Genomic DNA, 12801 nt, shown 5'->3' on the forward strand with positions numbered 1-12801 from the left:
TTTTAACCAGAGGTAATTATCAATTATCCATTATCAATTATCAATTAATGAAAGGTATGTCATTGGGACTGGAGCGAAGCGGAAGGAAGCAATCTCAAGAGTTTCAACTGCTTTAACATTTCGTTACATAGTGACGTTTATTCGCGCATACCTACTTAATACTTAGAGAAAACTTCAATCATTAAGTAATTAATACAGGTAAAATGACCTTTTTGGTAATTATTAGCTAGTTATTATTAATTATTCATGTTTTACGTCTCCTGCACTGCCTTACTTTACAGGAGTAATATCAAGTCCGGATAATCAGTGATAAAAAAGTTTTTGTTTGTAGTTGGGCTTTAGCCCTATCTAAAGTTCTGGCTGAAGCCCAACTACAAGCTTTAATTATCACTATTCAACCGGACATGATATAAGTTTTTAACAAAGGGGTGAGCGATCATTTTTCTTCAGTATAAAATCTAAACTAAACTGTACTTTTTTATACAAAAAATACCTCAAAACTTCTCCCTCTACCCATACTCCCCACACTTCTTTTACATCAAAGATAAAAAACTTACTCTTGTAAGCACTCCCCCTTCCCCTACTCAATAAATTGTAGCAACATTTATCAAATTGGTATTATGGAATTTTGTGAGGTTACAGTAGATAGCAATATTATTATTAGGATTTTTTTTAATCATTCCCCCTGAATCTACCATAAACAACTTAATATATAGCACTACGCATTATGGTTAATAGAACACTAAAACCCTCAAACTTAGTTAGGCATTATTTTTAACTTTTGACTGTCAGATGTGCGCCTTAAATTCTGTTCGCGAAGCGTTTCCGCAGGAAATGGAGACCTCAGAATTACGCACTCGCTTTTGACTTGCGCGTAGCGCTATATCTTCTGGTTTTTTCCAGCTTTAGGTGCTTTTTACAGTTTGCAATTGTTGACGTAATTGTTCTAATTTCTGTTTATCCTCAGCACTCAAATTTTCCTTCTTTTCCAACTCCAAAATTTGTTTAGCAATATCTAATTCTCGAATTGGGTTCCAAGTTTTATCGTTTGCTTGATCGAACCCAGACCAACCATGAGGTTTGAGAACTGCGGGATCTTTAAAGTTATAAAAGAAATTACGAATTTTCTGTTTTAAATCTTCTGGTAAATCTTTACGATAAGCTATGGGGTCACTAGGAATTAAAGTAGAAGTCCAGATAGTTTCTATATTAGCTCTTGCTTTTGGATTTGTTTGTTGTAGTCTATCTAAAGATTCATTATTGTTAGTAGCCACATCTACTTGATTATTAGCTATTGCTAAAGCTGTTGCTTCGTGACTCCCAGAAAAAACTAAACGTTTAAATATTTTTTTCGGGTCAACTCCATTTTGAGCAAAAATATAGTAACTAGGCACCAAAAAGCCAGATGTAGAGTTCGGGTCATTAAAAGCAAAAGTTAAATTTGCAGCATTTTTGATCGTATATTTATCACCTCCCATTGCTTTAGCTTCAGCAACTATGGGGTTATTTTTATTAGTAATTAAATGAGAGTAATAACCTTTACCACCTTCTGTATCTACTGTTTGAGCAAAGGCTTCAGCATTAGCACGTTTGGCAGCTTCAATATAGGATTTTCCTCCATACCAAGCTAGATGAATATTGCCAGTTCGCATTGCTTCAATTACTGCCACATATTGAGTTACATAAAATGCCTTAACTGGTAAACCAATAGAATCAGAAAATGCTTTAATTAATGGTTCCCAAATTGGTCTTTGATTGGTTTGAGACTCGGTAGAAATAATTCCAAATTTTATTTCTTTGACCTGAGCTAATGTTTGAGATGAGAAAGTTAAATTAGCTAACTTTGCTCCTGCTAATGATACAGCAAATAGAGATGAATTTTTAACAAATTTACGTCTGTCCATAATCTTGTTCGATATGTTAATTTAGAGTGAGTGTCAGTTGTAAGTAGTAGGCATCAGTTCTGTATGGTCTTGGAGACCAAGAAGCTTAGATACAAAACCACCTCAAATATTTATTTGTAGTTGGTTTCTTCAAAATGTTAAATATTATTCCTTAATAAATTTAAGTTTTGGTTAAAATAAATTTAAGTTTTGGTTAAGCTTTACCAACTAAGAATTATGATTTAAAAGTTACCGATCGCTACCAAACCAATAATAAACATTACAGGTCGTCATAGCAATGGTTTTCAGGTATTAATTTTTGCCAATTTTACTGAGAGATAATTACTGACGAATGACATATAACAAGACTTTTTTTGATATAAAACTTAAATTATAAACTACTTTGGCACATCTAAATAACTTTGCTCGACTTCCCGGGTAAAACAGATAAAAATCACTTTGTCAATATAGTGATCGCTCTAGCAGTACGAAAACGTTTTTTTATGTTGTTTATGTTTTAGGTTCGGATAATTAATCACTATAATTTCTCAGCCAAGAAACTGCACTCTCCACATCACTAACTTGTTCTCCTTCAGGAAGAGACGGACGTTGTATCATCACCACTGGAATTCCTAATTCTCGTGCAGCAATAATTTTGGCATAGGTAGCATCACCACCACTATTTTTACTGACGATCGCCTCAATTTTATACTTTTGCAAAAGCGATCGCTCTTCTTCCAGAGAAAAAGGTCCCCGCTCAGTCAGTATTTTTCCTGGAGGTACTAAACTATCTGGTTGTGGTATATCGAGCGCTCGTATTAAAAACCAGATATTTTTGAGGTGAGCATAACTTACTAATTCTTGCCTACCAATACTCAGAAATATTCGTGAAGCTAATTCTGGTAAAACCTTCACAGCAACTTCGTTACTTTTAACATCTAACCAGCGATCGCCTTCAATCTTTTTCCAAGCAGGACGAACTAACATTAAACGGGGAATATTTAGTTGTGAAGTAGCGATCGCTGCATTCCAGGAAATTTTATCTGCAAAAGGGTGGGTTGCATCAATTAACAAATCTATTTGCTGTGCTCGTATATAATCTTTCAACCCAGACACACCACCAAAACCGCCAATTCTTGTAGGAGTGGACGTCATAACAGGTTGACGAGTGCGACCCGCAAGAGAGTTTATTACCTCCAACCCTGGTATAGTAGAAGCTAAAGCAGTTAGTTTCAAGCTATCCCCAATTCCACCAAGAATTAGCACTCGTTTGTGTTTTGCCATAGTCATTTCAGTTATCAGTTATCAGGAGATCCTATTTTTAAATACATTTACTGTTCTGAAATCTCGATTTAATTGCAAACACATAACTTCTGTATTTTACCAAGTTTTATATTAAGAAATATGTTTATAAAGGATAGTTAAAAGGTAATACGGTTCAGATAAGACCAAAATTCATAAGGTATCGATCTATAGACTCATGTACTTTCCTTCTTACTTCTTCATTCTTCCTTCTTCCTTTAAATTCATAAATTCTAAATTCATTCATACTATCTCTCTACTGCACTAGGAGTAAACCGCACTTCTATCCGTCGCCGACTCTGATCTGGACTTCTATTTGCCCCCGCATAATTTCCAGTGGGATTATATAATTGTGCAGCAGAATAAGCTTTAAATTTTAAATCCAATTCTTGCAGACGAGGATTTTTTTGCAGTCTTTGTACCACTGCTAAAGCTCTCATCAAACCTAAATCTGCATTCGATCCTGCTGCTAAACTACTAACAGCTCCATTACCCTTAGCAACCTGTTCTAACTGGGTATCTAAATTACTAATACTTCCTTTATTTACTTGACCGTCAGTATGACCAATTACTTCAACAACATAACCCTGATATTCTTTAGCAAAATTCTCAATTTGCTGAACTAAATCTTCCTCGATAAAACCTTTTAAATCTCCTGATATTTCGGCACTTCCTGATTCAAATCTCCGAGACTGGGAATCTCTAATTACAATTACAGGTGGAGACTTCAATTTTTCAATTTCTGTTTCTAATTCTGTTACCCTATTTGACTTTTGTTCCAACTTATCTTTGGAAGTAGTTACTAATCCTTGAAGTTGTGTAACTTGGTTTTGTAAATTCCCAACTTGTCCTTGTAAACCTGTCGCTTCATTCGTCTTTTGTTGCAGTTGATTTCGTAAACTACTAATCTCTTGTTGTAGTTGAATAGCGCGATTTTGATTAGCATCAGAAATTGATTCTATAAACAGAGATTTAATAATAGCTAATAGTAATAACAAACTTAATATCATAAAAGAATTAGACATTAAATCTGTAAAAGCTGGCCAAATTTCTAGGTCGCTATTATCCTCAATAATTCGTGAACGATGACGCATAATTAAATATAAAAAAATAGGGAGTAGGGAATAGGGGTAAGAATTTCCGTTCCGGAATGCTGTGTAAAAAGCTATTAGCAGTCAGGTCTGAGCAATGAAAATGAAGTATATAGTTCGATAGACTATTAAGGTTGAATAATGGACTTTTACAGTAACTTTTAATTCTTTGAAATCTCTCAATTACTTTAAAAGTAATCAAGCTTTTAACGCAGTTCCGACCCAGGAAGCTACCTGATAGCTGACTGCTGAATGGTTACGAATAGGGAGTATGCTGTAGATAAAAAAACAACTATTAGTCACCAGTGTTCCCTAAGACTTTATATCAAATCCGGTTAATTGCACATGGAATCTGGTCATAGGATATGTGTTTATAATTTTTTCAATTACTTTAATAGATATCTAGCTAAATTCCCCACCGGAGATTAGTTAGGGGTTGGTCTCCATCTTCCCATCTCCCCATCTCCCTATCCCCCCATCCCGCCAACCATATAATAAGTATTTAACCGGATTTGATATTAGACTATATCACAACTCAAATAATATTGCTATTTTGCCTAAAAAATAGTTGTTTTTTTATATAGTTTTGGTAAAAACTGAATAACTGATTTACCTATCAATTTGCTAGTTTATCAATAATATGTGTCAGACGATGAATTTCATTTTTAGTTGCATGCATTTGATTTATATATTCCTGTAAATTTGTCGCTATGACACTTAAATGAGAATTATTAATATTAGCTTGGGTACTCATACCTTTATTGATTTGGTCTCCTAAAGATTTAATACTCTGGCTAATACCATCTGTAGAATTATTCAAGGCATCTGCTAAAGTTTTGATTTGAATTTGTACTTCCTCTAAATTATCCGCTTTAGATACTACTCTTCTTTGTAAAGCATCCAAATTACCCACAGCTAAATGAAAACTTTGTGACGCTTCCTGTAATTGCCTAATCATCTCGGCAAAAGATTGTTGATTACTTTGATGAGATTCTAAGAGTCTTAATGAAGTTTGATTATTATTAGTAATTTGTTCTCCGAACTTAGCTAGTCTCTTGCTATATCCCTGGAGTTCAATTACTACTATCTCAATTGCTTGAACAGCAGCAGCTAGAGTAGAAGTTGACTGAGAAAAATTACTTTGAATATTGGCTAATTCTGCTGTAGAATTAGCTAATTTTTGCGGAAACTGACTATGTTCAAATATTTGTGCTACCTCTAGAAATCTATCAGAAGCTATCTGAAAATCTTTAGAACTTTTGGCAACAGTAGCAGCAGCTTCTCCTAATCTTACAAATGTCTGCTCTGCTAATTTACTTGTAGTAGCATTAGCGTTATAAATTTCTTGAATTTTATCTTGTAGAGCTGACTCTACTCCTACTCTAACTGTTTGACCAAATTTTGTTAAAAATCCTTCAAAGGAATAGGCGACAGCTTTTACTACTTTGTCAAGCTGAGTTTGACCTTCGATGGTTTGTAAGTATACATTATCTAAATAGTCTTCTAGTAAACTTATTAATCTACTTTTGGCAAGTTTAGTATTGAAAATCAAATTAACTGATGTAACTACAGCACTAAATAATATTGCTACTAAGCTGCTAGTAAAAGCAATTCCCATACCTTGTAATGGTACTTCTAATTCCTTGAGTAAACTACTAACATCGGTAGCATTAGTATCGCTAATTGTCTGGCTCAGAGAAGTTAAGTTAATAGTAATACCTACAAAAGTACCCAATAATCCAAAAGATACAAGTAGATTTGGTAAAATCCGACAAAAATATTCTATTTGTTCATAAGAAACTAATCCTAATAATCGCTGTCTAGTGTAAACTTGATCTATTAATGCCCCAGTATTAACTTGTTCTAGTTTACTGCTAGCATCAGCAAATCTGCCTTCTAAATATTCGATAAATCTTGGCCTATTTACTGACTGCTGATTAATTAGTCTCCTAACTTTATTTCCCTGATTTGCTAAGTCAAAATAAAGTACCATCCTTAATAAGATAGCTACAAAAGATGGTACAATTACTAATATAATTATTAGAGGTATTAAATAAGATGGAATTGGTGGCATAGTAACATCTCTGATGTTTGAGTAGTTAATGAGTTCAGCATTCTTATAATTTAATTCTGTTTATTGCCCGATATTCAGTCAGTTCTCAAGAAAGCTAACGAGGAGCAATAAAATAATACTTTTATTTCTTGCGATTGGTTGAATTAAGACAACCATTTTGACAAATCTCGGTTGATTAGTTGTTGTAATTCTATGATGTCAGATTTGTACATCTCTAATAAGATTTTTCTGGTTTCTGAATCTAGAGAAGGGCGAGATAAACTTCGATTTATTAAATTTGTCCACAATGTTCTTCTTTTTTCACGGTTAGGAAATAAAGTTCTCACAATTGGACGTAAAGCTTTTCTGAGAAAATTATCTTTATAAATAAAATTGTAAATAGTCTTATTTTTTGGGATTCCTGAAGAAGCATCTTTAGCTCCAACAATAGGTACAAAGCTACTATCTACATCTAAAAATGTGAATATATCTTTGACAACCTTTAGAGGATCTGAGGTAAAATCTTCAAATAAGAAAAGCTTAATATTTTTACTATCAAATATCTCAAAATAATTTTTTAGGTAATAGTAGTACAATCCTTTTTCAAAATACTTTTTGGGAGAACCTATTTTTTGGTCATTCTCTATTGCTTTTAACAAATCTAATCCAACCGCTTCTTTATTACTTCTTTTATAATATAGATAATGAGAGTAGACACGAGAAATAGGATCGCGTAATAAAGCTATTAATTTAACATTAGGTAATCTTGATTTTATTCTAATAGGAGCTTGTTCATCAGCTATGTAAGATACAGAAGCCTCTCCAATAGCTTTCTGGTGTGCATTTCTAAACCAATATTTATACCAATCCATAGTATAGACTATGGTTTTTCCATTTTTATTGGTAATAGTACTACCTTCATCATATAAGAAGAAATTAGGTTCTTTCTTTTCACTAATAAAAATATCTGGATGCTGAAGGAGATAGTTACAAAGTGAAGTAGAACCTGATTTAGTAGAACCAAAAATAATAAAATTAGGTAGTTGAGATTGAGACATAATAAATACTCGATAATAGATAATAATTACATACTAACAGACTATATTTTTAATAATGACAAAAATATAGTCTGTTAGTAAAAATTAAGACTTTTTTTGATATCTATAGCAAGTTTAAGGCTAGATATTAAGAGGAATAATTACTAAAAAAATCAAAATAGGAGACTTTGATTACTCCTTCGTATTTAACCAATATACATTTCTATCACGACTAGCTAGGGCTTGCTGATTAAATATAAAAGCATTTATATATAAAGGCTTTAGCCTTTTCGTGTGCGAAAAAAGTGCAAGCTTTTTGGTCCCTTAAGCTTAAAATCTGAGGATTTTGAGCAGACAAGGGTGAAAAAATTTAGGGACAATTTTCAGACTACATCCTCTTTAATTCCCCTAACTCCTGACTCCTGACTTCTACCCTCACCCATAAGACTTTTTCAGCAAACCCTAGCTAAAATTTAATTCTCTTCCCAATGACCAAATATTTCCTCATAATAGGCCAAAATTTGGTCTACTTTTTGACGAACAGCATCTTCAGCATCTTCAGCATACTCTAACCATAATCCTCCTACTTGGCTTCTGTTGTAGTCAAATAGCTCTGAGGAATTAGGAGAAAATAAACCCACTTGTACTTTGCCTACTTGGCGCAAATGAGCTGCTACTTCTCGATAGACTGCGAGTGGTAGTCCCTTACAGCTCAATTGATAACGTTGTTGTTTGTGTTTCGCAGTCTCCATTCTAGTATTTACCGATTGAGGGATTATTTTGGGTTGGCTAATCAATTCTACTAAACTTACCCAAAATGATATCTTGAGTTTTGGTAGCTCAGTTCCTGTTTCACTCAAGACCACTGACCGCGCAGTCTGTAACTTATATTCGAGATCGGGCTTGACATACTCCCGACGTTGCGCATGGTGCGACAATGCGGGATTATTCAGCCAGGGAAACCCTAACCACAGTTTTAGCAGAGGTGATGTCCTCCCACTGTGTTGATAGCAATCCTATTTTTTGTATTTGTATTAGAAGTGCTGAGTTTGGGAACTCCACCTACTGATATACATAGTTTTCATAATTGACAAAAGCATTAAAGTTTCTGTCAGCAGTATAACCACAAGCATTATAAAAGATTTCATCTTAACTGGTCATGTACTTGTGGTAATTAGTTAGACAGCTATCAGAATTATATTACTTAAAATTTATAATTATTTCTAATATTGTCCAACTATTTAATTTCATTAGTTAACCCTAAATACCTGAGGAGCAAATGCACTATTGCGATGGTAACATGACTTGTTAATAGCTATTTAATCAAATCAAATCACTGAATTTATTTGTTGGTCGTCATTCATCTCGCTGCTAACCCCATTGGGGACTTACTAGATTCCTCTGACGACATTTATTAAGATAAAAAATTCTCCAAATTTATAATGTAGCAACTATTCAATTGTCTGTTCTACATTACAACAATTAATATTATCCAAACATACTTTGCCCCACTGTAAAGCCCATCGGACCAGTTCTACTCGATTATGAGTTGAAGTTTTACTGAGAATATTACTAATATGGTTATCTACGGTTCGTTTACTAATTTCTAGCTTCTCAGCAATTTTTTCATTGGTCAACCCATCTGCTACTAGCTCTAGAACTTGCAATTCTCTTTCAGAAAGGGATATATGCGTTTGAGACTTACAACTAGTCATAACTTTTTCCTATATGTGTATATCTGCTTAATTATAATTTTAGAGACATCTTGACAAAAATTACGTTAATGACAATCTATTAAGTGGTAAAAGTACAGGAAAGTCTCTAGAAAGTGGAATAAATTTCTTTTTATGATTAACATCTAAAGAAATTTTTGATTTTGGTAGTCATCAAAATCTTTAATTATTTCCTATTTTTGATTACCAATTTATAGTTTTCAGATACTTAAATCAATATGACCCATCCCTATGCTATCTGCCTTGGTGAAATTTTATTTGATTGTCTAGCAGACCAACCTGATAAAACTTTAAATCAAGTTGACTCTTGGACAACCTACCCTGGCGGCGCACCTGCTAATGTTGCCTGTGGTTTAGTCAAGTTGGGTACTTCTGCCACCTTGATTAGCTCTGTGGGTGAGGATTCAGAAGGTAAAAAACTGGTACAACTTTTACAAGAGATAGGGGTAGATACTTCAGGTATCCAGGGACATCCTTATGCACCAACACGAAAGGTTTATGTTTTACGTTCCACAACTGGAGAGCGTGAATTTGCTGGTTTTGGAGAACATCCAACAACAGAGTTTGCCGATACCCACCTTAAAGCTGAACTGCTGCCAGAATCTTTGTTTTTAAATGGTGAATTTTTAATCTTAGGAACTCTAGGACTAGCTTATCCTGAAACTAGACAAACTATTTATCAAGCCCTTGATTTGGCTGACCAATATCATCTTAAGATTATGGTAGACGTCAATTGGCGTCCTTCATTTTGGCCTAATCCTGATGATGCCAGGGGACTGATACATTCATTACTAAAAAGAGTTGATTTTGTCAAGCTTTCTATAGAAGAAGCTGAGTGGCTATTTGATTCTACTGACCCTGGTGCGATTACTTACAGATTAGATTCGGTAGAAGGTACATTAGTAACTGCAGGTAATCAAGGCTGTGCTTATTACTTGTCAGAAAATGAAGGAAATGTATCTGCTTTTTCATTGGATATTCTAGATACTACTGGTGCAGGAGATGGGTTTGTGGCAGGTTTTATACATCAATTGCGCCAATATGGTATTCGCCGTCTACAACAACCAGGGGTAGCAAAACAAATTGTTACTTATGCTAGTGCTGTGGGGGCTTTAACTGCTACTCAAGTAGGAGCTATTACAGCTCAACCTACTGCTGATGAAGTAGAAAATTTTTTAGGTAGCTATTTAAATGAGTAAAATGGATAATATAGAAGAGTTCAGTGAGGCTAAAATACTCTCTGAACTGTTTGTTAACAACTGACAAAAGTTAATTAGAGTTAAAAAATATGGGACTTTTCGATCAAATTGTCGGTGCTATTAATAATCCTGCTCAAGAGGGTAGTGATAGTCAGTTAAGTAATATTCTTGGCACAGTGCAGCAACTCAGCGGTAATCTAGGAGGAGATGCTGGCGCAACTCAAGCTACTATGTCAATTTTGGGCGGTTATGTACGTTCAGCTCTGCAACAAAAGCGAGAGGAGTCAGGTAGTACAGGCGTTGCAGAAATTATCAATCAATTTGCAGGTACAACTCCTAACCCACTAGCGGTTGCTTCTCTATTTTCCTCTAGTCAAATTACTGATATTGTTCAAAGTATATCGGAAAAAACAGGTTTTGATGCTTCACAAATTCAGAATTTACTACCTGCTTTAGTTCCAGTAATTCTCAATTTATTAAAAACTGGCAATAACAATCAAGACCCTGAACAAGCATCTAATAATGTTTTAAATAGTTTTTTGGATGCTGATGGAGATGGAGATGTTGATATTGCTGATGTGATGGGTATGGCAGGTCGTTTTTTGAAGTAAAGGAAAGGTTTTAGTTATTAGGTGTGAGGTTGTATGTTAATAAAATGACATCTTTCACTTACTACCTAATACCTAGAATTTACTACATAGAGAAATTCTATTTATATAAGTTTTTCCTAATATAATTGACAATCTCTTCTGGAGATTTTGCAGCATCTACTATTACTGCTTCTTTTGGTTCCTCAAGAACATCAAATTGACTCTGGAGCATCTCAAGTTTCATAAAGTGATTTTTTCTAGCTGTTAGTCTTTGGGCAAACAAATCAAAAGACCCTTGTAAATAAAATATTTTGACATTTTTTGTGTTTGTTATAAGGTAATAACGATAAGTTTGTTTAAGAGCGGAACAAGTTAATACGGTATTTTTATTATCTACTAACCATTCATCAATTGAATTTCGTATTTTTTCTAACCAAGGAATTCGATCAGCATCATTTAAAGGAATTCCACTGCTCATTTTTTTGATATTAGCTTGGGGATGAAAAGAATCTGCATCAAAAAAATCCCAATCTAGAGATTTTGCAAGTAATTCTCCAATAGTAGATTTACCAGAACCAGAAACTCCCATGATGATTATAATCATTATACTAAAGTAAGCATTCAGCTATTAGCAGTTAGCTCTCAGCTTTTTAATGAATGCTTGATTCATTCATTTAACTTCTACTACATTTTTACATAATTCTTGGAAATCTCTCAATTGTTTTTTTCCTTCTTTAAAGGTAATATAGCTGATGGCTGACTGTTGAATGCTTATATACTAAATGTTAATTCTCAAGATTTCTGAAGTATTGAAATGGCAATAGAGATAGAACGCAAGTTTTTAGTTAGAGGCAATGGATGGCGAAATAACGCTGTTGGGCAAGTGTATCGTCAAGGTTATATGTCTACAGAAGATGGTATAACATTAAGGGCGAGAGTGGCAGGGGATAAAGGTTATTTAACTATTAAAGGACCTAGTTTTGGTAATTCTAGATCGGAGTATGAGTACGAAATTCCCCTTGAAGATGCTCAAGAGATGTTGAATAGTTTATGTAGTTCACCTTTAATTGAAAAGGTTAGGTATAAGGTTTATCATGGTGAATTTATTTGGGAAGTTGATGAGTTTGCTGGGGAAAATCAAGGTTTAATTATGGCTGAGGTTGAACTTAATGATGAGAATCAGAAAGTTGAATTACCCGAATGGATAGGAGAAGAAGTATCTCACGATAGGAGATATTCTAATTCTAATTTATCTAAAAATCCGTGGAAAAATTGGTCTTAGGATTGAGAAGTAAGTAGGTTATATAAAATTGGTAAAAAAATGTTAGAAGTGCTAATTTTATCGGCAGTTGGGTAAGAAGTAATAGGCAAGAGTGTTTTTATTTTTGTGGAGTCAGGTTGTTCAATAATTAATAATTACCTCTCCTTAAAAGAGGAGAATGTACTAAAATAATTTTTGTCTTTTTCCTTCCTCGTTAAAAGGAGAGGCTTTCGACCTTAATTATTTAGGCAACATAAGGCTTATTTAATTTAGATATTTTACCTGAATAGTTTTCATTTTACTGGACTGAAAGATCTAAAATAGTGCATTAACTTCTTCCATTTAATCGTTATTTAATGGAAATTAAGTCACTTTTCTCAAGAAAAATTTAACGTATATCAGTCTACTACTATTTCTCCATATAAACTATTTATTTTATTTAAAAGAGGATAGATAAGAAAAGAGGATTTAACTAAGTTAGAAATCATAAGTTAAATTCTTAACTTTATTTTTTTGATAAAACTAGAAAAAACTGGAGAGTACAAAGTTCTTCCCAAAAACAATTTGCGTTGAAGTCTGAAAGTATTACTGTAAAAGTCTTACCGAATAATTATTAATTATTAATTATTAATTAAATAATTCAGGTTTAAAG

At 33.6% G+C, this 12801-nt stretch carries 11 protein-coding genes; 3 read left to right on the plus strand and 8 right to left on the minus strand.

The genetic code is table 11. The features are described from left to right. Nucleotides 1-905: 905 nt before the first annotated feature. The 7 genes from phnD to pedR form a co-directional block, all read right to left on the minus strand. Nucleotides 906-1904, minus strand: a complete 999-nt coding sequence (phnD, locus tag ACP6PL_RS23355) for a phosphonate ABC transporter substrate-binding protein (RefSeq protein WP_426547687.1) — start codon at nt 1902-1904, stop codon at nt 906-908. A 510-nt stretch (nt 1905-2414) separates the two neighbouring features. After that, nucleotides 2415-3173, minus strand: coding sequence for a cobalt-precorrin-6A reductase (locus tag ACP6PL_RS23360; protein ID WP_426547688.1), 759 nt, complete (start codon nt 3171-3173; stop codon nt 2415-2417). 260 nt (nt 3174-3433) lie between these two features. After that, the gene (locus ACP6PL_RS23365) at nt 3434-4279 is read right to left on the minus strand and encodes a hypothetical protein (protein WP_426547689.1); all 846 of its coding nucleotides are present in this window, start codon (nt 4277-4279) and stop codon (nt 3434-3436) included. Between the two features lie 613 nt (nt 4280-4892). Next, nucleotides 4893-6350: a hypothetical protein gene (locus ACP6PL_RS23370; RefSeq protein WP_426547690.1), complete on the minus strand. Its 1458-nt coding sequence runs from the start codon at nt 6348-6350 to the stop codon at nt 4893-4895. 143 nt (nt 6351-6493) lie between these two features. Further along, nucleotides 6494-7387 carry a sulfotransferase family protein gene (locus tag ACP6PL_RS23375; RefSeq protein ID WP_426547691.1) on the minus strand — a complete coding sequence of 298 codons (894 nt, stop codon included), beginning with the start codon at nt 7385-7387 and terminating at the stop codon, nt 6494-6496. 452 nt (nt 7388-7839) lie between these two features. Continuing rightward, on the minus strand, nt 7840-8118 hold the full coding sequence (locus ACP6PL_RS23380) for a hypothetical protein (RefSeq protein WP_426547692.1): 279 nt from the start codon (nt 8116-8118) through the stop codon (nt 7840-7842). Nucleotides 8119-8817: 699 nt separating this feature from the next. Then, the gene (gene pedR / locus ACP6PL_RS23385) at nt 8818-9081 is read right to left on the minus strand and encodes a photosynthetic electron transport-dependent transcriptional regulator PedR (RefSeq protein ID WP_426547693.1); all 264 of its coding nucleotides are present in this window, start codon (nt 9079-9081) and stop codon (nt 8818-8820) included. A gap of 236 nt (nt 9082-9317) precedes the next feature. Here pedR and ACP6PL_RS23390 point away from each other — a divergent pair, with 236 nt between their 5' ends. After that, a complete protein-coding gene (locus ACP6PL_RS23390) occupies nt 9318-10298 on the plus strand; it encodes a carbohydrate kinase family protein (RefSeq protein ID WP_426547694.1) in 981 nt (326 codons plus the stop codon). 89 nt (nt 10299-10387) lie between these two features. Continuing rightward, entirely contained in the window at nt 10388-10909 is a 522-nt protein-coding gene (locus ACP6PL_RS23395; RefSeq protein WP_426547695.1) for a DUF937 domain-containing protein, read from the plus strand. A gap of 97 nt (nt 10910-11006) precedes the next feature. Here the strand turns inward: ACP6PL_RS23395 and ACP6PL_RS23400 are convergent, their stop codons facing one another. Continuing rightward, on the minus strand, nt 11007-11492 hold the full coding sequence (locus ACP6PL_RS23400; RefSeq protein WP_426547696.1) for a gluconokinase: 486 nt from the start codon (nt 11490-11492) through the stop codon (nt 11007-11009). Nucleotides 11493-11702: 210 nt separating this feature from the next. Between ACP6PL_RS23400 and ACP6PL_RS23405 the strand changes: the two genes are divergently transcribed. After that, nucleotides 11703-12170, plus strand: a complete 468-nt coding sequence (locus tag ACP6PL_RS23405) for a CYTH domain-containing protein (protein ID WP_426547697.1) — start codon at nt 11703-11705, stop codon at nt 12168-12170. Nucleotides 12171-12801: the final 631 nt, after the last annotated feature.

This window comes from Dapis purpurea BLCC-M126, from assembly GCF_050015975.1.
Lineage (GTDB): Bacteria > Cyanobacteriota > Cyanobacteriia > Cyanobacteriales > Microcoleaceae > Trichodesmium.